Origin of the sequence: Pseudomonas sp. IzPS59 (genome assembly GCF_014863505.1) — a bacterium.
GTDB lineage: Bacteria > Pseudomonadota > Gammaproteobacteria > Pseudomonadales > Pseudomonadaceae > Aquipseudomonas > Aquipseudomonas kribbensis.
Map to the genome: position 1 here is coordinate 2,211,399 of NZ_CP062251.1, position 20,351 is coordinate 2,231,749.

Consider the following 20,351-nt stretch of genomic DNA (forward strand, 5'->3'; position numbering starts at 1 on the left):
CACCGAAGCTTTCAGTCAAACGAGTTACTTGAGCATCAGCTCAAAGCGATACGCAGCGGTAGTTCAGTCGGTTAGAATACCGGCCTGTCACGCCGGGGGTCGCGGGTTCGAGTCCCGTCCGCTGCGCCATATCTGTTTCAAGGACCACTGAACACCTTGAAACACCGAAAGCAACCGTTGGTTGATTCGGAATCGATAGCAAAGACCCTGGTCGAAAGACCGGGGTTTTTTGTGTCTGAAATTTGACCTTTCCAAAATTCCTCCTCCAGTTGCCTCGCGACGACTGCACGTTGTCCGCGCGGCAATATCCTCTGCGTCATCCGGTCGCTGCGATGCATTGCCACATTGATTTTTGATTCTTTAGTCAGATTTTTGTAACTGGTTGTTTGCTGCGAGCGCAGAAACCTTTAAAGTTAACCTTTCGGTCAGCTTTGCACTGTCATCACGCCCTTTGTTTAGCCAAAAAGGGCTTCTGCAAGACTCGAGATTCCCAGTAGATAACCAGAAGGGCGGATCCATAACCGCCCAGAGGATGATCCATGTCCAACCGTGAAATATCCCGGCGCTCGTTCCTTCAGGGCGGGCTGGTGGCGGGTGTGAGCGTTACGCTCACGCCGCTCAGCAGTCAGGCGCTGGCTGCCTTGATGGAAAACAGCGTGACCGTGCCGTCCGAGCAGTGGCTCGGCAACAACGGCAAGGCGCGCCAGCGTAACGATGCCTTGTCCAAGGTCTGCGGCAGCAAGGTTTTTGCCCGCGACATCCGTTCCAAGGACATGCCGGGCTGGCCCCAGCAGCAAGGCCATGCCATGTTGCTGAAAACCATCAAGGCCGACCGCATCTACGACGGCTATGACCTGTCGTGGCTCGGCGCCGACCTGCAGCCTGACCGCATTGTCACCGCGGCCGACCTGGACAAGGACGGCATCGTGTTCCCTGAAGAGCACGCGCCGGATCCATTGCTGCCGGAAGGCAAGGTGCCGATGTTCATTGGTCACCCGGTGGCCATCCTGATCTGGAACGATTTCGAGCGTTTCCGTCAGGCCAAGAACAAACTCAAATTCAATGACAAAGCGATTCGTTACGGTGCAAAAGTGCCGTTCTACGAAGGCGATCCCTATGGCAGTTTCCGCTACGTGCGCGTCGGTGGCCCGACGTCGGCGGACGAAGACGAATTCGCCAGCCTCAAGGACTCGATCCTGTTTCCGATGCTGAAAAACCGTCGCCCGGTGTGGAATTCCCAGCCGAACCTGCACGGCAACCTGACCGAGCGCGGTCTGTTCTACGCCGACCGCATGAAGAAAGAGATCGACACGCCGCCGGACAACTGGCTGGTGTTCGACGAGCGCTACAAGACCCCGTCGATCGAACCTGCCGCGATGGAGCCGGACAACGGCAACGGCTGGTACGACCCGGCCACCAAGACTCTGCATTTCGTCGTCGCCACCCAGTGCCCGCTGGAAGCCGCCACCGAGACCGCGAAGATGATCTCGCCGTCGCGTTTCGGCCTGGCCAACCTGAACATGCACCCGGGCTACACCGTCGGTTACGGTTCCAAGGACCACAACATTTTCGTCTACTACGCGGCCCTGGCAGCGTTGTACGGCGCAGGTGTGCCGATTCGCCTGGCCAACGACCGCTACGAGCAGTTCCAGAGCGGCATCAAGCGCCACCCGTTCGACATCCGCTACCAGCTGGCGGTGGACAAGACCGACCACAGCTTCAAGATTTTCCGCGCCGAAATGAGCGTCGATGGCGGCGGTCGTATCAACTACAGCCCGTCGGTGGCTGCGGTTGGCGCAACGGCGGCTCAGTCGATCTACTACATGCCGCAAAACGATCTGCAAGTCACCGCTTACCACTCCCGTGGTGTTGAAGCCGGTTCGATGCGTGGCTACGGTACGCTGCAGAGCATGGCTTCCACCGAAATGATGGTCGATGAAATCGCCGATCGGCTTGGTGTCGACGCCATTGATCTGCGTCGCAAGAACGCGTTGCGTTCTGGGATGAAAAACACCCAGGGCGCGATCCCGGCCGGTGCACTGCGCCTGCACGAGATTCTCGACAAGGCTTCGCTGCACGAAGTCTGGAAGAACCGCGACGCGATCAAGAAACAGCGCGAAGCGGCGGATCCGGACAACTGGTACGGCGTCGGTTTCGCCATTTGCCAGAAAGACTTTGGCACCGGTTCCGAAGCGCCGATGGCCAGCATCGAATTCACCGCTGAAGGGCGCATTTCCCTGCGTCACATCGGCATCGAGATCGGCACTGGCATGTCCACTTCGCAAGCCCTGGTGGTCGCCGATTTCCTCGGCAGTCCGGCGCACGACGTGAAGACCGGCGAAACCGAATGGAAGGAAATGCAGCTGGTCACCGCCGGCAACCCTTACATCATGAGCCAGGCCGAGCAGGACAACTTCCTGCGCAATCCGCGCTGGGTCGGCAAATTGGCGTCGGCCTCGTCCGCAACCAACTCCGCCTACTACTTCAGCCACGCCACCCGTGAAGCGGCACGCGTGCTGTTCAACCACGGTCTGTGGCCGGCAGCGCTGGAGATCTGGCGTCAGGGCCCGTACGGCGGCCAGGCCAATCCTTACGTCGTGCGTCGCGAAGATGCGCATTGGGTCGACGGCAAACTGACGGCCAACGGCATGCAGCCGCTGACTTTCGAAGAACTGGCCAAACGTGCTCACGAGCGCGGTCTGGTCACGGCTGCCACGGTTCACGGCTTCAACCGCTGGAGCTGGGCAGAAGCCGAATACAGCATCGACGGCGTGCGCGAGCGTCTGCCGCTCGACGGTCTGGCCGTGAAGTACGGTGACGGCGCCCCGAAAGCCAAGAAAGCGCAAATGACCAGCGACGGTTTCCACCTGCTGGATCGGCAGAACATCGCCTATCCGGTGGTTCAGCTGAACAACGCTGCTGTGACCTATTACAGCCCGGTAGCGACGCTGGTCGAGTTGAAGGTCAACAAAGGTTCGGCAGAAGTTGAAGTGCTCAACCATCACTCGTGGCTGGAATGCGGTCGGGTGCTGGTCGAAGAACTGGTTCGTGGCCAGCTCGAAGGCGGGATCGCCATGGGCATCGGTCACGCCTTGATGGAAGAGATGCCGCTGTACGAAGGCGGGCCGGGGGAGGGGGACTGGAACTTCAACCGTTATCGCCTGCCGATGGCGCGCCATGTGGCGGTGTGGAAGCAGACGTCGGAAATCCTGCCGCCGCTGTCGCCTAGCGACCCGTCCAAAGGCATCGCCGAAGTGGTGATGATCCCGGTGGTCGGCGCCATCGGTAATGCCGTGGCTCACGCCATCGGCAAACGTGTCCGCGATCTTCCAATCACTGCTGCGCGCATCAAGGAGGCCCTCAATGGCTAACCGTCCGCTTCAACTGACCCTCAACGGTCAATCCGTCGGCCCGGTGGACATCCCTGATGACCTGCCGATGATCGATTATCTGCACGAATACAAGAACCTCACCGGTTCGCGCCTGGGCTGCGGCCAGGGCATCTGCCACGCCTGTGTGGTGATCGTCGACAACCCGGACGGCACCAGCGAAGAAGTGCGCACCTGCATCACCGGCGCGCATTACTTCGAGGGCAAGAAAGTCCGCACCATCGAAAGCCACGCCAAACGCGACGAGCAAGGTCAGGTCACCGAGCTGAACTCGATCCAGCAGCGTTTCGTCGATGAGTTTGCGTTCCAGTGCAGCTACTGCGCACCGGGCTTCGTCAACGCCGCGACCGTGCTGGTGGAAAAGCTGCAACGCCAGCCGATCGTCAAAAGCAAACTGGAGCAAGTCATCGAGGACAGCCTCGGCCATCACATCTGCCGTTGCACCGGGTACGTGCGTTACTACAACGCCACCCGCAACGTGCTGACCGATCTCGGCCTAGTCAAGGAGGGTTAAGCATGAAGCGTTTATTGACCCGCCTGGCCCTGGCGGTCGGGTTTGCCGTGCCTGTTCTGGCGGCTCATGCGGATGATCAGGTCAAGCGCGGCGAATACCTCGCCCGCGCCGCCGACTGCATGGCTTGCCACACAGCGCCGGGCGGCGCACCGTTTGCCGGTGGCCTGCCGATCGTGTCGCCATTCGGCACAATCTACGGCACCAACATCACCCCGAGCAAAGAGCACGGCATCGGCCTGTACAGCGATGACGAATTCTTCGCTGCGCTCACCGAGGGCAAGCGTCGTGACGGCGCCAATCTTTACCCGGCGATGCCATACACCTCGTATCACTTGATGCCGCGTGCGGATTCGGATGCGATTCATGCGTATCTGAAAACCATCGAGCCGATCGAGCGCGCCGCGCCAGTCACGAGCCTGAGCTTCCCGTTCAACGTGCGTCCGGGCCTGATCGGCTGGAACATGATGTACGGCAAAGCCTTGAAGCTGGAGCCGGCCGAAGGCAAAAGTGACGCCTGGAAGCGCGGCCAGTACATGGTCGAAGTGCTGGGTCACTGCGGCGAATGCCACACGCCACGCGGCTTGCCGGGCGCGATGCAGCTGGACAAGCGCCTGACCGGCGGCATCCTCAACGGTTACCTGGCACCGAGCCTGCTGGCAACGGATCTGGCGGCCCGCGGCTGGAATCAACAGGACCTGAGCACGTTCCTCAAGCACGGCATGAGTGCCCAGGGCACGATGTTCAACGAGATGTTCCCGGTGTTTCACAACAGCACCCAGGGCCTGAATGATCCGGATCTGGCAGCGATGGCAACCTTCCTGCTCGGTGACAAGCCGCCGGCAGCGAAAGAGCTGACCGACGTTCCGGTGGAGAAACTCAGTGCCAGTGCCCAACGCGGCCGTCAGGAATACTTGAACGTCTGCGCCGGTTGTCACGCGGCCGGTGGCGAAGGCAAACCGCACATTGCGGTGGCCATGCGCGGCAATACCACGCTGCGCCTGGAAGATCCGCGCAATCTGGTTCGAGTGATCGAGGACGGTATCGGCGAGCAGAAATTCGCCGGATTCGAACACATGCAGCCGATGCCGGGTTTTGCCGACAAGCTCAGTGCCGAACAACTGACCGATCTGCTGAACTACCTGCGTCAGGGTTGGGGCGGTCAATCTGCTGAACTGGCGGTGGGCGATGTGCAGAAGCTTCAGGCTGACGCGCCGTCCATCGAGCACAAGGCGCACTGATCATGCAGCATCTCGATCTGCAGGTTGTGCGTCGGGCGCTGGAATGGTCGACGGCGGGGCAGCGCATCTGGCTTTGCACCGTGCTGACCACCTACGGTTCGGCGCCTCGTGCGCCGGGTTCGCTGCTGGCGGTGAACGACGGCGGGCAGTGGATCGGGTCGCTGTCCGGTGGTTGTGTCGAGGAAGATTTTCTCGAACGCGTCGCCGAAGGTGCGTTTCTCGATGCAATCAACGTCGTGCGTTATGGCGAAGGTGACGATCCGCGCTCGCGGGTCAGCCTGCCCTGCGGCGGCATTCTCGATGTGCTGGTAGAAAAATTTGACGCCGGTTGCGATGTGCAGGCGCACCTGCGCGAACTCGAATCGGCATTGCTGGGGCAACGCCGGTTGATTCGCGAGGTCGATCTGACCACGGGGGCGCGCAGCCTGTTTGCGGATCGTGAGCAGGGTGCGCGGATCGAGCGTGAAATCGATCGCGTGCGGATTCGCATTGGTGCCGCCCAGCGTTTGCTGCTGGCGGGGTATTCCAGTGTGGCGCAGGCCTGTGCGGAGTTCGCGGTAGGTCTCGGCTTCGAAGTGATTCTCTGCGATCCGCGTGATGAAGTGTTGGAAGGCGTGGTGCTCAATGGCGTGGAGATTCGCCGGCAACTGCCGTCGGTGTTCATTGCCGATGGTGGTTGCCACCGTGATACCGCAGTGGTGGCATTGACCCACGATCCACGCATCGACGATCTGGCGATGATGGAGGCTGTTCGCACTGAGGCGTTCTACATCGGCGTGATGGGCTCGTTGCAGACATCACAGAAACGCTTCGAGCGTTTGCGCCGGATTGGCGGTCTGGGGGAGGGCGAGCTGGCGCGGATTCATGCGCCGATCGGTCTTAACCTTGGCAGCAAGACACCGTCGGAAATCGCTTTGGCCGTGCTCGCGGATATTCTGCGGATTCGCAGCGGGATTACGCGAGATCAGCTGTAAGCCGTGCTGGATGTAAAAGGGGCCGCTTTTCAGCGGCCCCTTTTTTTGCGCGTCAGAAACCGAGCTTGTCGCGCAGTCCGTAGTACCACGCGCCTAGTGCGGCAAATGGCGTGCGTAGGAGTTGCCCGCCGGGGAACGGGTAGTGCGGCAGATCAGCAAAGGCATCGAAGCGCTCGGCCTGGCCTCGCAGCGCTTCGGCCAATACCTTGCCGGCCAGGTGCGTGTAGGTCACACCATGGCCGCTGCAGCCCTGAGAGTAATAGATGTTGTCGCCCAGACGCCCGACCTGAGGCAGGCGCGACAGGGTCAGCAGGAAATTGCCGGTCCAGGCGTAGTCGATCTTCACGTCCTTGAGCTGCGGGAAAGCCTTGAGCATTTTCGGGCGGATGATCGCTTCAATGTTCGCCGGATCGCGCGCGCCGTACACCACGCCGCCGCCGAAGATCAGGCGTTTGTCGCCGGTGAGGCGGTAGTAGTCGAGCAAGTAGTTACAGTCCTCGACGCAGTAGTCCTGTGGCAGCAGGGATTTCGCCAGTTCATCGCCGAGCGGTTCGGTGGTGATGACCTGAGTGCCGCACGGCATCGACTTGGCTGCCAGTTCCGGCACCAGATTGCCCAAGTAGGCGTTGCCGGCAACGATAATGAATTTGGCCCTGACCTTGCCCTGCGGCGTATGTACGACCGGATTGGCGCCGCGTTCGATGCGCACGGCCGGTGACTGTTCATAGATAGTGCCACCCAGGGATTCCACGGCAGCGGCTTCGCCAAGTGCCAGATTCAGCGGGTGGATGTGACCGCCGCTCATGTCGAGCATGCCGCCGACATATTGATCGCAGGCGACCACTTCGCGGATGCGGCGCTGATCGAGCAGTTCAAGTTGAGTGTGGCCGAAGCGTTCCCACAGGCGCTTCTGAGATTCCAGGTGGCCCATCTGCTTGGCCGACAGGGCTGCGAATACGCCGCCGTCCTTCAAATCGCACTGGATATCATATTTGGCGACTCGCTCACGAATGATCCGGCCGCCCTCGAACGCCATCTGCCCGAGCAACTGAGCCTGCTTCGGGCCGACGCTGCGTTCGATCACGTCGATGTCACGGCTGTAGCTGTTGACGATTTGCCCGCCATTGCGTCCCGAAGCGCCGAAGCCGACTTTGGCGGCTTCCAGCACGGTCACGCGAAAGCCGTTCTCCAGCAGGAACAGGGCCGAGGAAAGTCCCGTATAACCAGCGCCGATCACACAGACATCCGTCTCCACGTCATCCTGCAGGGCAGGGCGTGGTGGTACGGCGTTGGCCGACGCAGCGTAATAAGACTCTGGGTAAGGGGTGTTCGCCATCCTGCAGCCTCTGTTTAATATATTTTACGAGTGCGACGATCCTACCCGAGTTGAAAAACCTCCGCCAGCCACCGGGAAATCTTCTTGCGGAGGGCTGAAATTAAATATTTTGCATATTCATAGGGTTAGGTGAAAAAAAGGTGTTGACACCCCTCCGGAATTCCGTAGAATGCCGCCTCACAGCAGGCACGTAGCTCAGTTGGTTAGAGCACCACCTTGACATGGTGGGGGTCGTTGGTTCGAGTCCAATCGCGCCTACCAAACAAAATCCGCTCTGCTGGGCGGTCTGGAAGGGCTCACCGAAAGGTGAGCCCTTTTTTGTTGTCTGCGATTTCTAAGGCCCGGCCTTGAAGCGTCAACTCGGTTCATGACGGCTACACTCCGGCGAGCGTCAGCTGTGAGGGAGTGAGTGCGTGAGTCGCCAAGTCAGACAAGCCATTCGGGGCGATATCGAAAGCCTGTTGCAGATTGATCCTGTCGCCGGAAGAGATGACAGCCGCCGAAAATACATTGCGAGGGCTGTCCAGGCGGGGGAGTGTTGGGTTGTCTGCGAGCGGAACGATCCTGGTGCTCCTGTCGGCTACGGGTGCCTGGATCGAAGTTTTTTTGGGGAATGGTTTATTCCGCTTGTGGTTGTCTCCAGTGAGGTCAGGCGTTCCGGCGCAGGTCGGCAAATCCTGAGCTATATGGAGTGCCACTCTTCGGCAGAAAAGATCTTTACCTCGACCAATGTGTCCAACTTGCCGATGCGACGGCTTTTGGAGGGGCTTGGTTATCAACACAGCGGAAGGGTGGAGAATCTGGATCCGGGCGATCCTGAGCTCGTTTTCGTGAAATTCTTGAGTTAAACGCGTGCCGCCGTTCGTCGCCGAAAGCCTTGGCGTCCATTTAAAAAGTGTGGATATTCAAGTGGTTACGGTTTTTTTTAACTGGCCGGTTATCAAAAATACGTTGTTACACACTGAGAAAATCAGTAATATCCACCCCGCGTTCACCACCACGGTTTATGCATTTTTAAATCCCAAGCTTCCATCAGCTGCTTGGGATTTTTTTTGCCTGCGATTTACCTCTCCTCACGCATTCGCCCCGTCGACTTTCTCAGCCAGCGCTGCCTTTCAGGTGGGCATCGGGCAAGTCCATATTTTTTCGACTACTACTGTCTGGCCGATTTTCATCTCAGTCTGACGGGAGTTCATCAATGCTGGTTCATTGGTTTCTGGCTGCGGTTCACTTGCTGGCATTTGCCTTGGGTTTCTGGGCCGTGCTGACGCGCGGAACGGCGTTCAGCCGCCTGGCTGTCGGGACGGGTGAGGTTAGGCGGGTTTTGCTCGCTGACAATCTATGGGGGATATCTGCGCTGGTGCTGCTGGTGACGGGCGGTATGCGAGCTTTTGGCGGTTACGAAAAGGGCACCGATTACTATCTGCATCAGCCGCTGTTCCATTTGAAGATGACGCTGTTTGTGCTGATTCTGCTTCTGGAGCTTGCGCCGATGATTACATTGATCAAGTGGCGTATAGGTCTGGCGCGGGGAAATCCTCTCGAGACAGGGCGAGCAAAGGTGTTTGCACGAATCAGCCATGCTGAGGCGTTGTTGCTGGTTCTGATGGTGATAGCGGCCACCGGGATGGCGCGTGGGGTGACGTTCGGCTAGGTGGGCGCAATTCCCGGCTTTGATTCGGAAACGTCCGACAGCCAGCCATTGAAATGATGGTTAGTATCGATGGCGAAGAAGGGGGAGGGAATTGCAGCAGGAGGAGAAATAGCCTGCGCCGTCACCAATGAGGTGGGGGGATGGCAATACGGCGCTCGGATCTTTAGCCAGTCATTACGCGAAGGTGAACAGACTGGCTACTGACTGCGAAAGGGCTCAGGGGGTTTGTGGCTTGTCCGGTGCGGTCAGGCCAGCCTGAATGCGCTGGTAAATCTCTTCGCGGTGTACGGCAACGTTCTTTGGAGCGTTGATGCCGATGCGAACCTGTTGGCCGCTTACGCCGAGGATGGTGATCGTAATGTCATCACCAATGTTTATGCTTTCACCGACTTTGCGGGTGAGTATCAGCATGGTCTTCTCCTTGATTGCTTTGTAGGGCACCTGATTCAGACAGTGCAGAGGTCGGTGGTACGTATAGATTAGTGCGAAGTCTCACGGTTTGGGTGCCTCTTTCTGACGCGCAGATGTGGCATTAATTCCCAGCGCGTAACTATACAGGTGCGGCAATCATCAATCTCGTAGTTTTGTGCCCATTTTGCTGGGCTCTGAAAGTATTCGCGAATGTTAAGATCCCCCTTTCGAGAATTCAGAGGGAAGCGTTGTGCGCAAATTGGTCTGGTTGGTCGCAGCACTGGCATTGGCGGGATGTGGTGAAGGCAAGAGTGTGGATGTTCAAAAGCCAAAATCGGTAGCGGTGGCAGCGCCGGCAGTCGTGTCCGGGCCGCAGTGGGATCTGGAGGTGCGCGGCGAAACACCTCAAGCCGTCAGTGATCTGAGCGGCTGGTTGATCGAGCATGCGTTTATTGCCAATGTCATCAAGGATGCCAATGGAAAGACCCGGATCCTGCTGGGGCCATTCAATTCCAAAGCCGAAGCCGAAGCGAAGCAGGCCGATGTGAGTGCGGCGCTGATCAAGGCGAAAAAACAGAACATCGAGACGCTTGTGATCGAGCGTACAGCAGCACAGTAAACATTCCTTTCAGCGGAGCTGACTAAAGGGCGTCCGGTGTGATTCGTTTTTACAGGAGTCACCAAAGATTCCCAGAAGGAGCTCCGCATGGCCTCCGCCAGTCCCTACAAGTTGTTCGACGTTGTTTTGCGGCACAAACATCAGCTGAGTCCGCACCTCATGCGGATTACGCTCGCCAGTCCGGCCGTAGCCGAAATGGCGACCTGGGCGCCTGATCAGCGCGTCAAACTGTTTTTCCCGGCCGCGGACGGTTCGCCAGCCCGGCTCTCTCAGGGTGAGGGTTGGTACGCTCGTTTTCGCTCAATGCTGGCGGATCGACGCCCGGCGATGCGCACCTACACCATTCGCCACTTGCGTGCCGATCGGGGCGAAGTCGACCTCGACTTTGTACTGCATGGCGAAACCGGGCCGGCTTCTCGTTGGGCTCTTCGATCGCAGCCGGGCGAGTCGTTGCAGATTCTGGCGCCCGATAAGCGGTTCTCGGCCGAGGAAGCGGGTGGCTTTGAGTGGAAGCCGCCGCGAACCCTCCAACAACTCTTGCTGGTCGCCGACTCAACGGCATTGCCCGCTGCAATGGGAATACTCGATGAACTGGCCGCGCTTGCAGAACCACCCCAGACTCAAGTGTTCTTCGAGGTCGACAGTGCGCAGGACATGCTCGCAGTCCCGGACTGGCCCGGATTATCGGTACAGTGGTTGATTCGAGAGCGGGAGGGAGCGGCGGTTGCCGGGACGCTGATGGTAGAGGCAGTGCGAAAGGCTGTGCTACCTGTCGACGCATCGACGGTCAATCAGGCGGTAGAACTGGCCGACGTCGATATCGATCAGGAGATCCTCTGGGAAATCGCCGAAACCGCCACTGACGGTTTTTATGGCTGGATTGCCGGTGAGTCTGCGGCGGTCATGAATTTGCGCCGATACCTGATCAAGGAGCGCGGTATCCCGCGAGATGCGCTCAATCTGATGGGCTACTGGCGATACAACAAGCCCGGCGGCTGACCACAAAAAAGGCCTCGAGCTTGAAGCGCGAGGCCTTTTCTTTTGTGCGGTCGATCAGCCGCAGGCTTTCATGTTCACCGGCCCGACAAACTCATTGCCGCGCCCCATCACGCACGCCACGCTTTGATTGCGCTGACGCTCCCAGTCTTGCACCGGGTACGTCTTGTCCCACGCTTCATACAGTTGGCGATCCTGCTTCGACAGGCGCAAACCGTATTGCTTGCTCATGTAGAAATAGGTGCGAGCGATCATGCCGCGAATCGAAGGGCGGGGCATGACCTTCTTCGCCTTGAAGTCGACCTGGGTCAGGCAGGAGCCATATTGACCCTTTTCGACCGGTAGCCAGCCATAGCTGAAGTTACTGCGATCACCGTTGACCTCGCCGATGCTCGGTACCAGGTTGTGCAGGTCGGCTTCGGCTTTCTGGTAGCTCGGGTCATAACGCGTGCAATTCTTGCGTCCGCCTTCCTGCCAGCACTGGCGCTGATGGCCGAACTCCCAGGCCGGGACAATGTGCTCCCATTCAATTCGGGCGGCGCGCTTGGCATTTTTACGCGGTACATAACCGCAAGCCGCCAGGTCGACCTTGTTTCCCGTGTATTTGCACCCGCAATAAAACTCGGTGGATTGTGGTGCGTACAGCTTCCAGGCGACCTTCTTGGCTTCGGTGAATGTACGGGGCGCGCCAGCCTGGGCGCCCAGGGAAATGAACAGTAAAAGCAAAGCAAAAAAACGGACAATCATTGAGTCAATCTTCCTTCGGTACAACCCAGAAAATCTGCACGCCACCATCGTCTCGGTAGGCGAGGGTGACGTTGTCGTTCTCGTCGATCTCTTCCAGCAGGCGCTCCCACTCATCGATCGGCTCATCCTGAAGACGGAAGATCAGAGCGGCTTTGGCTTTTTGTGCGGTGGGGGAGTTGATGATCTTTTGAACGCGCATGCCCATGCGTTCGTAGGCATCGGGAGCATCAGAGGAAGTGGCCACGAGGTTATCCTTATTAAGCTGTACGTGCATACAGTATTTAACTGTAGGCATTTTCGCAACTGCTTAAAAATCAAGAAAATCCTCTGACAGCGGTTTTCCGGTTTTGATGTGGCTCATCCGAATTTTTTGTGCAGGAAAGAAGCAGGGGCGGTGTAGGTAATTGCACCACCCACCAGGGCGGCGAGTGGTGAGGCAAGTGCCCGGCCGAGATCCGGCCGGGCGAGGGTGAATCAGTACTCCCAGAACATCCGTTGCAGCTCTTTGCTGTCATTGGTTTTGGTCAAGGCGACCATCGCCAGGATGCGGGCCTTTTGCGGGTTCAGGTCGTGAGCCACGACCCAGTCGTACTTGTCGTCAGGCTGTTCGGCGTTACGCAGAACGAAGCCGCCGGCATTGACATGGGAAGAGCGAATGATCTGAACGCCATCCTTGCGCAGAGCCTGCAGGGCCGGGACGACGCGAGAAGACACCGAACCATTGCCGGTGCCAGCGTGAATAATGGCTTTGGCGCCGGACTGGGCCAGGGCTTTGTAGGCGGTGTCGCCGACATTACCGTAGGAATAGGCGATTTCTACGTCAGGAAGGCTCTTGATGTTCTTGATATCAAATTCCGAATCCATGGTATGGCGCTTGGCTGGCAAGCGGAACCAGTAGGACTTGCCTTCGACCACCATGCCCAGCGGGCCCCATGGGCTCTTGAACGCTTCGGTCTTGATGTTGATCATTTTGCTGACATCGCGGCCGGACTGGATTTCATCATTCATGGTCACCAGCACGCCTTTGCCGTGGGCCTCTTTGCTGCTGGCGACGGCGACGGCGTTGTACAGGTTGAGCATGCCGTCCGCCGACATGGCAGTACCTGGGCGCATGGAGCCGACAACGATGATCGGCTTGTCGGTTTTTTCCACCAGGTTCAGGAAGTAAGCGGTTTCTTCCAGGGTGTCGGTGCCGTGGGTGATGACGATGCCATCGACGTCTTTGCTGTCGGCCAGCTCGGATACGCGGCGGCCCAGTTGCAGCAGGTTTTCATTGGTGATGCTTTCCGACGCGATCTGCATGACTTGCTCGCCACGCACGTTGGCCAGTTTGCTCAGCTCGGGAATGCCGGCAATCAATTGCTCGATGCCGACCTTGGCGGCCTGATAGGTAGCGCTGTTGGCCGCACTGGCGCCGGCGCCGGCAATGGTGCCGCCCGTAGCGAGAACCACCACGTTGGCCAGTTTAGTCTGGGTTTCGACTTCTTTTGCCTGAAGAGCGGAGGGCAGGAGCAGCATTAGGGCCAAAGCGCCCGGAACCAATGTCTTGAAAGCAGATTTCATTATTTTTCTCTCTAGTAGTGAGACGGTGCTGGTGCAGGTTCATCTAGATGCACCCCGGGCCGATCTGAATGCCAGGGGTGCAGGGAGGGAGCAGGATCTGTACCAGCCGTACTTTGCGTTAGAGAAATGTTTAACCTGATGATTTATATCAACATTTTATGGATTGGTGAGTCCCGGGCCGAATTGCTGATCCGGTATTCCGAACATTGGAGGCTTTCGTGTTCGGCTCTCCGAAAAGGACTACGTCTTTTGCAGGACAAGTGAGGTTGCCGGATTTGCATTCTCTGCTAAAGAAAGCTTCCAGCAGGCCGATGGGTGATGAAGGAAACTGGAATTGAGGGAGTTCACATGTCACTGACGATCGGTTTTTCCAACCCCGGTGCTGTCACCATCGGCGGCAAAACCGCAGCTACGATCAACGCGATGAGTGATGCGCAAGCGGACGCTTCTACCGAAGCGCTGGGCGCAGAAAAACCGGAGAGCAATCAGGTCAGGACCGGCGGTCCCGCGCAAGAAGACAGCAAGACTGAAGGAGGTGGCGATAACCTGAGTGTCACCGTCAAGATGCTGCTGAAGCGGATGCAGGAATTACAGAAACAATTGCAGGAGCAGCAGCAACGATTGGCTGCGGCACAAGCTGCGAGCTATCCGACTCCGGAAGCGAAGTCGCAGGCGGTCATGGCCGTACAGGGCGAGATCGCCGAAACCAGCGGCGCGCTGCTGGAAGTCTCGGCCGCGCTGGTCAAGGAAATGTCGAAAGGTTCTTCCGCCGGTAACGTGGTCAACACCACGGCTTGAGCACTCAAGGGGCGAATCTGCAGATTCGCCCTACAATCAATACCGATTTCTGATTGTTGACAAACGTAGGCAGGATTCGCATAGTTCGGTCTACGCAAACGTTTGCGCGGCTTTCCCGAGACCCTGTTGTCTGGAAGATGCCGACGAAGCTTATGCCAGCGCAAGCGTTGCTCACAATAATCATAAGATCGGAGTGAACCCATGAAGCTGCCATTCGCTGGACGTCTTCTCGCTGTCGCCATGCTGGCTGCCGCGTCCGCCGCACTGCCTGTCTCTTCGGCTTTCGCCGAGTCCCCCGAAAAACCCAAGGTCGCACTGGTCATGAAGTCTTTGGCCAACGAATTCTTCCTCACCATGGAAGACGGCGCCAAGGCTTACCAGAAAGAACACTCCGCCGATTTCGACCTGATCTCCAACGGCATCAAGGACGAAACCGACACGGCAGGCCAGACCCGCATTGTCGAGCAGATGATTCTCGCGAAGGTCAATGCACTGGTCATCGCGCCTTCTGACTCCAAGGCCATGGTGCCGGTGATCAAGAAAGCCGTCGACGCCGGTATCACCGTGATCAACATCGACAACCAGCTCGATCCCGCCGTCATCAAAAGCAAGAATATCTCCGTACCGTTCGTAGGCCCGGACAACCGCAAGGGTGCACGTCTGGTGGGCGAGTACCTGGCCAAGCAACTGAAGGCCGGTGACGAAGTCGGCATCATCGAGGGCGTTTCCACAACGACCAACGCCCAGCAGCGTACCGCTGGCTTCAAGGATGCGATGGAAGCTGCACAGATCAAGGTGGTTTCCCTGCAGTCCGGCGACTGGGAAATCGACAAGGGCAACAAGGTTGCCGCTTCGATCCTCAGTGAATACCCGGACGTCAAGGCGTTGCTGGCCGGTAACGACAGCATGGCGGTCGGTGCTGTTTCCGCTGTACGTGCGGCCGGCAAGGCCGGGCAGGTACAAGTGGTCGGTTATGACAACATCAACGCCATTAAACCGATGCTGCAGGATGGTCGCGTACTCGCAACGGCTGACCAGTTCGCTGCCAAACAGGCCGTGTTCGGTATCGAAACCGCGCTGAAAATCATCAAGGGCGAGAAAGTCGACAGTGGCGCCACCGGCGTCATCGAAACCCCGGTCGAGCTGGTCACCAAAAAGTAGTCCTTCGGCGACACAACGGCGCTCGTCCGTCCGGGCGAGCGCATGGAGAGTTTTTTATGTCAGTTTCCGCCCCGAACGCTGTCCTCTCGGTCAGCGGTATCGGTAAGACCTATGCGCAGCCGGTGCTCACCGGCATCGACTTGACGCTGATGCGCGGTGAAGTGCTGGCACTGACCGGCGAGAATGGTGCCGGTAAGAGTACACTGTCGAAAATTATCGGTGGTCTGGTGACCCCGACCACCGGGCAGATGCAGTTCCAGGGCAAGGAATACCGCCCTGGCAGCCGTACCCAGGCCGAAGAGCTTGGCGTGCGCATGGTCATGCAAGAACTCAATCTGTTGCCGACTCTTTCGGTAGCGGAAAACCTGTTTCTGGACAACCTGCCAAGCAACGGTGGCTGGATCAGTCGCAAACAGCTGCGCAAGGCTGCCATCGAAGCCATGGCCCAGGTCGGCCTGGATGCCATCGATCCCGACACGCTGGTTGGCGAGCTGGGTATCGGTCACCAGCAAATGGTCGAGATCGCGCGTAACCTGATCGGCGATTGCCATGTGCTGATCCTCGACGAGCCGACCGCAATGCTCACCGCTCGCGAAGTTGAAATGCTCTTCGAGCAGATCACCCGGTTGCAGGCGCGAGGCGTTGCGATCATTTATATCTCCCACCGTCTCGAAGAGCTGGCCCGAGTCGCACAGCGCATTGCTGTGCTGCGTGACGGCAATCTTGTTTGCGTCGAGCCGATGGCCAATTACAACAGCGAGCAACTGGTCACCCTGATGGTCGGTCGCGAGCTGGGCGAACACATGGACATGGGCCCGCGCAATATCGGTGCTCCTGCGTTGACGGTGAAAGGCCTCACTCGTTCCGACAAGGTTCGCGACGTGTCCTTCGAAGTGCGTGCCGGTGAGATTTTTGGCATTTCCGGATTGATCGGGGCAGGGCGCACGGAACTGCTGCGCCTGATCTTCGGCGCCGATCTCGCCGACAGCGGCAGCGTTGCTCTCGGTTCACCGGCGCAGGTGGTGAGTATCCGCTCGCCGGTCGACGCTGTGCGTAACGGCATCGCCCTGATCACTGAAGACCGAAAGGGTGAGGGCCTGCTGCTGAGCCAGTCGATCAGCGCCAACATTGCCCTGGGCAATATGCCGGAAATTTCAAGCGGTGGTTTCGTCAACAATGGTGATGAAATTTCTCTGGCCAAACGGCAGATCGATGCCATGCGCATCCGCAGTTCGAGTCCGACTCAACTGGTCTCCGAGCTGTCCGGCGGCAACCAGCAAAAAGTGGTGATCGGCCGCTGGCTGGAGCGCGACTGTTCGGTGTTGCTGTTCGATGAGCCAACTCGCGGTATCGACGTCGGCGCCAAGTTCGACATTTATAACCTGCTGGGTGAACTGACCCGGCAGGGCAAGGCGCTGGTGGTGGTCTCCAGCGACCTGCGAGAGCTGATGCTGATCTGCGACCGCATCGGGGTGTTGTCGGCGGGGCGTCTGATCGACACGTTCGAACGCGACAGCTGGACCCAGGATGACTTGCTTGCCGCCGCGTTCGCCGGCTACCAAAAACGTGATGCGTTGCTCAATGAAGCAGCGCCTAGGGATCTCCCATGAAAACTGCATCTTCTGCCGGTAAACGTAGTGGCAACTTCTACGGTCTGGGCACTTACCTGGGCCTGGCCGGTGCCCTGCTGGCGATGGTTGCGCTGTTCTCGGTCATGAGCAGCCACTTCCTGTCGTACAACACCTTCAGCACCCTGGCCAACCAGATCCCCGACCTGATGGTGTTGGCGGTGGGCATGACCTTCGTGCTGATCATCGGCGGGATCGACCTGTCGGTGGGCTCGGTGCTGGCACTTGCGGCATCGACCGTCAGCGTGGCGATCCTGGGCTGGGGCTGGAGTGTCCTTCCGGCTGCGTTGCTTGGCATGGCAGTGGCGGCATTGGCCGGCACGGTGACCGGCTCGATCACGGTTGCGTGGCGAATTCCGTCGTTCATCGTTTCGCTCGGCGTGCTGGAGATGGCCCGGGGCCTGGCGTATCAGATGACCGGTTCGCGCACGGCCTACATCGGTGACTCGTTCGCGTGGCTGTCGAACCCGATCGCTTTCGGCATTTCGCCGTCGTTCATCATTGCCTTGCTGGTGATCTTCATTGCTCAAGCGGTGTTGACCCGGACCGTGTTCGGTCGCTACCTGATCGGTATCGGTACCAATGAGGAAGCGGTGCGGTTGGCGGGCATCAACCCAAAACCGTACAAGATTCTGGTGTTCAGCCTGATGGGGCTGCTGGCCGGCATCGCGGCGCTGTTCCAGATTTCCCGCCTGGAAGCGGCCGACCCGAATGCCGGTTCAGGCCTTGAGCTGCAGGTGATCGCTGCGGTGGTCATCGGCGGTACCAGCCTGATGGGTGGCCGTGGTTCGGTCATCAGTACGTTCTTCGGGGTCTTGATCATCTCCGTTCTGGCGGCCGGTCTGGCGCAGATCGGCGCAACCGAGCCGACCAAGCGCATCATCACCGGTGCAGTGATCGTCATCGCGGTAGTGCTCGATACGTATCGCAGCCAGCGCGCAAGCCGGCGGGGCTGAGACATGGCGACAATCAAGGATGTGGCGGCGCTTGCGGGAATTTCCTACACGACCGTCTCCCATGTTGTGAACAACACCCGGCCAGTGAGCCAGGAAGTGCGGCTGAAAGTCGAGGCGGCGATCAAGAGCCTCGACTACGTGCCGAGTGCCGTTGCCCGATCGCTGAAGGCCAAGACCACTGCCACCATCGGCTTGCTGGTGCCCAACAGTCTTAACCCGTACTTCGCCGAACTGGCCCGGGGGATCGAGGATTATTGTGAGCGTAATGGCTACTGCGTAATTCTCTGCAACTCCGACGACAATCCGGAAAAGCAGCGCAGCTACCTTCGGGTGCTGCTGGAGAAACGCATCGATGGCTTGATTGTCGCTTCCGCTGGCGGTGACAGTGGCCTGGTACAAGGTCTGGCCGGAGTCAAGACGCCGATGGTGATCGTTGACCGGGGGCTGGAAGGTGTGGACGCCGATCTTGTGCGCATCGACCATGAATATGGCGCCTATCTGGCAACGAGGCACCTGATCGAACTCGGCCATCGCGATATCGCCACGATTGGCGGTCCGGCGAGTACCAGTGTTGCGCAAATGCGTCGGGCAGGATTTTGCCGCGCCTTGAAAGAGGCCGGTATTGAAGTGCCGTCATCGCGGATGCTCGAAAGCGATTTCACCAGCACGGGCGGTTACAACGCAGCGGCGGTTCTGCTTGAAAGCAATCCCCCCAGTGCAATCTTTGCCGGCAACGACATGATTGGTATCGGTGTGCTGCGCGCCGCCGCCGAGCGCAATGTGCGCGTACCTGCGCAGTTGTCGGTGATCGGTTTCGACGATATCCAGATGAGCCGTTACGTGTACCCGGCGCTGACCACTGTGGGGCAGTCGATCCTGCAGTTGGGCGAGATGGCGGCGGAAGTGTTGCTGCGAAGAATTGCCACCCCGGATCTGGCTACGGATCAGCGGATCGTGACCCCGAGTATTGTCTTGCGAGAGTCGACTGCGCCGCTGGCTGGCGTGTTTACCGAATATCGCTGAAACCGAATTGATGAGTAGTGGTGTATGCCTGCAAATGTAGTGGTAATAGGCAGTCTGAACATGGACCTGGTCACTCGGGCGCCTCGTTTGCCCCGGGGTGGCGAGACACTGATCGGACATTCGTTCGCGACTGTGTCAGGTGGCAAGGGTGCCAACCAGGCGGTGGCCGCCGCCCGGCTGGGCGCTCAGGTGTCGATGGTCGGCTGTGTCGGCAATGACGACTATGGCGTGCAATTGCGCGAGGCATTGCTGGTCGAGCAGATCGATTGCCAGGCGGTCAGCGTGGTCGAGGACTCCAGTGGCGTAGCGCTGATTGTGGTCGATGACAACAGTCAGAACGCTATCGTCATCGTTGCCGGAGCCAACGGTTCGATGACGCCTGCGGTGATCGACCAGTTCGACGCGGTCTTGCAGGCAGCGGATGTGATCATTTGTCAGCTGGAAATTCCCGATGCCACCGTCGGTCATGCGCTCAGGCGCGGTCGTGAACTGGGCAAGACGGTCATCCTGAATCCGGCCCCGGCCAGCCGTCCATTGCCGGCGGACTGGTTTGCTTCCATCGACTACCTGATTCCCAATGAAAGCGAAGCCGCAGCCCTCAGCGGCTTGCCGGTGGACTCGCTGGAAAGCGCTGAAAAAGCAGCTGCACGACTCATTTCCATGGGCGCCGGCAACGTGATCGTCACGCTGGGTGCTCAGGGTGCGTTGTTCGCCAACGGCTCGGGTTACCAGCATTTTCCTGCGCCCAAAGTGAAAGCGGTCGATACCACGGCTGCCGGGGACACCTTCGTCGGCGGTTTCGCAGCGGCGCTGGCCGCCGGCGAAACCGAGGTCGAGGCCATTCGCTTTGGTCAGATAGCCGCGGCGCTGTCTGTTACTCGTGCGGGTGCCCAGCCGTCCATTCCCACTTCATCCGACGTACAGGCGTTCAAACCCGCATGAAAAAGACTCCATTGCTCAATATCGCGCTGTCTCGGCTGATTGCCTCCCTCGGTCATGGAGACATCGTCGTGATCGGTGATGCCGGCTTGCCCGTGCCACCGGGTGTCGAGTTGATCGACCTCGCGCTGACCCACGGTGTTCCGGATTTCGTCAGCACCCTGAAGGTCGTGCTCAGCGAAATGCAGGTGGAAAGTCATGTGCTCGCCCAGGAAATCTTCGACAAGCAACCCACTGCGCTGGCTTCGCTGGACGTATTGAATGAAGAAGGTGCGCTGGGGCGGCGCGATCTGCTCAGTCATGAGCAATTCAAGGTTCTCAGCCGACAGGCGCGAGCGGTTGTCCGTACAGGCGAATGTCAGCCGTACTGCAACATCGTGCTGGTGGCCGGGGTAACGTTTTAAC

21 protein-coding genes and 2 tRNA genes are annotated in these 20,351 nt (G+C 58.9%); 18 read left to right on the forward strand and 5 right to left on the reverse strand.

Translation table 11 applies throughout. The annotated features are described in order from the left end of the window. The first annotated feature begins 52 nt into the window (after positions 1-52). The 5 genes from IF189_RS09940 (at position 53) to IF189_RS09960 (ending at position 6,115) form a co-directional block, all read left to right on the forward strand. A tRNA-Asp gene (locus IF189_RS09940) sits at positions 53-129 on the forward strand. Between the two features lie 410 nt (positions 130-539). Then, on the forward strand, positions 540-3,371 hold the full coding sequence (locus IF189_RS09945) for a xanthine dehydrogenase family protein molybdopterin-binding subunit (RefSeq protein WP_134826081.1): 2,832 nt from the start codon (positions 540-542) through the stop codon (positions 3,369-3,371). Next, positions 3,364-3,903, forward strand: coding sequence for a (2Fe-2S)-binding protein (locus IF189_RS09950; protein ID WP_134826082.1), 540 nt, complete (start codon positions 3,364-3,366; stop codon positions 3,901-3,903). Before IF189_RS09945 ends, IF189_RS09950 begins: the two co-directional genes overlap by 8 nt. A gap of 2 nt (positions 3,904-3,905) precedes the next feature. Continuing rightward, positions 3,906-5,141, forward strand: a complete 1,236-nt coding sequence (locus IF189_RS09955; protein WP_134826083.1) for a c-type cytochrome — start codon at positions 3,906-3,908, stop codon at positions 5,139-5,141. A gap of 2 nt (positions 5,142-5,143) precedes the next feature. Further along, complete coding sequence (locus tag IF189_RS09960) at positions 5,144-6,115, forward strand: XdhC family protein (RefSeq protein WP_134826084.1); 972 nt, start codon at positions 5,144-5,146, stop codon at positions 6,113-6,115. 52 nt (positions 6,116-6,167) lie between these two features. On the opposite strand, the gene IF189_RS09965 is transcribed toward IF189_RS09960, so the two are convergent. Further along, on the reverse strand, positions 6,168-7,451 hold the full coding sequence (locus IF189_RS09965) for an NAD(P)/FAD-dependent oxidoreductase (protein WP_134826085.1): 1,284 nt from the start codon (positions 7,449-7,451) through the stop codon (positions 6,168-6,170). A 184-nt stretch (positions 7,452-7,635) separates the two neighbouring features. Here IF189_RS09965 and IF189_RS09970 point away from each other — a divergent pair. The 4 genes from IF189_RS09970 (at position 7,636) to IF189_RS09985 (ending at position 9,105) form a co-directional block, all read left to right on the forward strand. Then, a tRNA-Val gene (locus IF189_RS09970) sits at positions 7,636-7,712 on the forward strand. Between the two features lie 152 nt (positions 7,713-7,864). Next, positions 7,865-8,299, forward strand: a complete 435-nt coding sequence (locus IF189_RS09975; protein ID WP_134826086.1) for a GNAT family N-acetyltransferase — start codon at positions 7,865-7,867, stop codon at positions 8,297-8,299. 4 nt (positions 8,300-8,303) lie between these two features. Then, positions 8,304-8,636, forward strand: a complete 333-nt coding sequence (locus IF189_RS09980; RefSeq protein ID WP_192553200.1) for a hypothetical protein — start codon at positions 8,304-8,306, stop codon at positions 8,634-8,636. Between the two features lie 13 nt (positions 8,637-8,649). Next, entirely contained in the window at positions 8,650-9,105 is a 456-nt protein-coding gene (locus IF189_RS09985) for a DUF2214 family protein (protein ID WP_134826088.1), read from the forward strand. A 216-nt stretch (positions 9,106-9,321) separates the two neighbouring features. Here the strand turns inward: IF189_RS09985 and csrA are convergent, their stop codons facing one another. Beyond that, positions 9,322-9,516: a carbon storage regulator CsrA gene (gene csrA / locus IF189_RS09990; protein WP_003179932.1), complete on the reverse strand. Its 195-nt coding sequence runs from the start codon at positions 9,514-9,516 to the stop codon at positions 9,322-9,324. A gap of 250 nt (positions 9,517-9,766) precedes the next feature. Here csrA and IF189_RS09995 point away from each other — a divergent pair, with 250 nt between their 5' ends. Both IF189_RS09995 and IF189_RS10000 read left to right on the forward strand, forming a co-directional pair. Beyond that, entirely contained in the window at positions 9,767-10,135 is a 369-nt protein-coding gene (locus IF189_RS09995; RefSeq protein WP_134826089.1) for an SPOR domain-containing protein, read from the forward strand. An 87-nt stretch (positions 10,136-10,222) separates the two neighbouring features. Further along, on the forward strand, positions 10,223-11,134 hold the full coding sequence (locus IF189_RS10000) for a siderophore-interacting protein (protein WP_192553201.1): 912 nt from the start codon (positions 10,223-10,225) through the stop codon (positions 11,132-11,134). A 54-nt stretch (positions 11,135-11,188) separates the two neighbouring features. On the opposite strand, the gene IF189_RS10005 is transcribed toward IF189_RS10000, so the two are convergent. From IF189_RS10005 to IF189_RS10015, 3 genes are all read right to left on the reverse strand, one after another. After that, the gene (locus IF189_RS10005) at positions 11,189-11,878 is read right to left on the reverse strand and encodes an endonuclease (RefSeq protein ID WP_085712017.1); all 690 of its coding nucleotides are present in this window, start codon (positions 11,876-11,878) and stop codon (positions 11,189-11,191) included. A gap of 4 nt (positions 11,879-11,882) precedes the next feature. Continuing rightward, positions 11,883-12,173: a DUF1654 domain-containing protein gene (locus IF189_RS10010; protein ID WP_192553202.1), complete on the reverse strand. Its 291-nt coding sequence runs from the start codon at positions 12,171-12,173 to the stop codon at positions 11,883-11,885. Between the two features lie 179 nt (positions 12,174-12,352). Further along, positions 12,353-13,441, reverse strand: coding sequence for an asparaginase (locus IF189_RS10015; protein WP_085732494.1), 1,089 nt, complete (start codon positions 13,439-13,441; stop codon positions 12,353-12,355). Positions 13,442-13,789: 348 nt separating this feature from the next. On the opposite strand from IF189_RS10015, the gene IF189_RS10020 reads away from it, so the two are divergent. The 7 genes from IF189_RS10020 to rbsD all read left to right on the forward strand — a co-directional run bounded on the left by IF189_RS10020 (position 13,790) and on the right by rbsD (position 20,350). Then, positions 13,790-14,239 carry a hypothetical protein gene (locus IF189_RS10020; RefSeq protein ID WP_085712020.1) on the forward strand — a complete coding sequence of 150 codons (450 nt, stop codon included), beginning with the start codon at positions 13,790-13,792 and terminating at the stop codon, positions 14,237-14,239. Positions 14,240-14,440: 201 nt separating this feature from the next. After that, a complete protein-coding gene (locus IF189_RS10025; RefSeq protein WP_134826093.1) occupies positions 14,441-15,400 on the forward strand; it encodes a sugar ABC transporter substrate-binding protein in 960 nt (319 codons plus the stop codon). Positions 15,401-15,456: 56 nt separating this feature from the next. After that, positions 15,457-17,010, forward strand: a complete 1,554-nt coding sequence (locus IF189_RS10030; protein ID WP_085732496.1) for a sugar ABC transporter ATP-binding protein — start codon at positions 15,457-15,459, stop codon at positions 17,008-17,010. Next, positions 17,007-17,984 carry an ABC transporter permease gene (locus IF189_RS10035; protein ID WP_025111208.1) on the forward strand — a complete coding sequence of 326 codons (978 nt, stop codon included), beginning with the start codon at positions 17,007-17,009 and terminating at the stop codon, positions 17,982-17,984. The genes IF189_RS10030 and IF189_RS10035 overlap by 4 nt, the downstream gene beginning before the upstream one ends. A gap of 3 nt (positions 17,985-17,987) precedes the next feature. Then, a complete protein-coding gene (locus IF189_RS10040) occupies positions 17,988-19,007 on the forward strand; it encodes a LacI family DNA-binding transcriptional regulator (protein WP_134826094.1) in 1,020 nt (339 codons plus the stop codon). A 24-nt stretch (positions 19,008-19,031) separates the two neighbouring features. Then, the gene (gene rbsK, locus IF189_RS10045) at positions 19,032-19,949 is read left to right on the forward strand and encodes a ribokinase (RefSeq protein ID WP_192553203.1); all 918 of its coding nucleotides are present in this window, start codon (positions 19,032-19,034) and stop codon (positions 19,947-19,949) included. Then, a complete protein-coding gene (gene rbsD, locus IF189_RS10050) occupies positions 19,946-20,350 on the forward strand; it encodes a D-ribose pyranase (RefSeq protein WP_134826096.1) in 405 nt (134 codons plus the stop codon). The genes rbsK and rbsD overlap by 4 nt, the downstream gene beginning before the upstream one ends. The last annotated feature ends 1 nt before the right edge of the window (position 20,351 follow it).

Bases quoted from the DNA above. Each gene is read 5' to 3' on its own strand.
- rbsD (WP_134826096.1), top strand. From the start codon at position 19,946: ATGAAAAAGACTCCATTGCTCAATATCGCGCTGTCTCGGCTGATTGCC.
- IF189_RS09950 (WP_134826082.1), top strand. From the start codon at position 3,364: ATGGCTAACCGTCCGCTTCAACTGACCCTCAACGGTCAATCCGTCGGC.
- IF189_RS09955 (WP_134826083.1), top strand. From the start codon at position 3,906: ATGAAGCGTTTATTGACCCGCCTGGCCCTGGCGGTCGGGTTTGCCGTG.
- IF189_RS10035 (WP_025111208.1), top strand. From the start codon at position 17,007: ATGAAAACTGCATCTTCTGCCGGTAAACGTAGTGGCAACTTCTACGGT.
- IF189_RS10020 (WP_085712020.1), top strand. From the start codon at position 13,790: ATGTCACTGACGATCGGTTTTTCCAACCCCGGTGCTGTCACCATCGGC.
- IF189_RS10005 (WP_085712017.1), bottom strand. From the start codon at position 11,878: ATGATTGTCCGTTTTTTTGCTTTGCTTTTACTGTTCATTTCCCTGGGC.
- IF189_RS10015 (WP_085732494.1), bottom strand. From the start codon at position 13,441: ATGAAATCTGCTTTCAAGACATTGGTTCCGGGCGCTTTGGCCCTAATG.
- IF189_RS09965 (WP_134826085.1), bottom strand. From the start codon at position 7,451: ATGGCGAACACCCCTTACCCAGAGTCTTATTACGCTGCGTCGGCCAAC.
- IF189_RS09945 (WP_134826081.1), top strand. From the start codon at position 540: ATGTCCAACCGTGAAATATCCCGGCGCTCGTTCCTTCAGGGCGGGCTG.
- IF189_RS10030 (WP_085732496.1), top strand. From the start codon at position 15,457: ATGTCAGTTTCCGCCCCGAACGCTGTCCTCTCGGTCAGCGGTATCGGT.
- IF189_RS10000 (WP_192553201.1), top strand. From the start codon at position 10,223: ATGGCCTCCGCCAGTCCCTACAAGTTGTTCGACGTTGTTTTGCGGCAC.
- csrA (WP_003179932.1), bottom strand. From the start codon at position 9,516: ATGCTGATACTCACCCGCAAAGTCGGTGAAAGCATAAACATTGGTGAT.
- IF189_RS10010 (WP_192553202.1), bottom strand. From the start codon at position 12,173: ATGCCTACAGTTAAATACTGTATGCACGTACAGCTTAATAAGGATAAC.
- IF189_RS09960 (WP_134826084.1), top strand. From the start codon at position 5,144: ATGCAGCATCTCGATCTGCAGGTTGTGCGTCGGGCGCTGGAATGGTCG.
- rbsK (WP_192553203.1), top strand. From the start codon at position 19,032: ATGCCTGCAAATGTAGTGGTAATAGGCAGTCTGAACATGGACCTGGTC.
- IF189_RS09985 (WP_134826088.1), top strand. From the start codon at position 8,650: ATGCTGGTTCATTGGTTTCTGGCTGCGGTTCACTTGCTGGCATTTGCC.
- IF189_RS10040 (WP_134826094.1), top strand. From the start codon at position 17,988: ATGGCGACAATCAAGGATGTGGCGGCGCTTGCGGGAATTTCCTACACG.
- IF189_RS10025 (WP_134826093.1), top strand. From the start codon at position 14,441: ATGAAGCTGCCATTCGCTGGACGTCTTCTCGCTGTCGCCATGCTGGCT.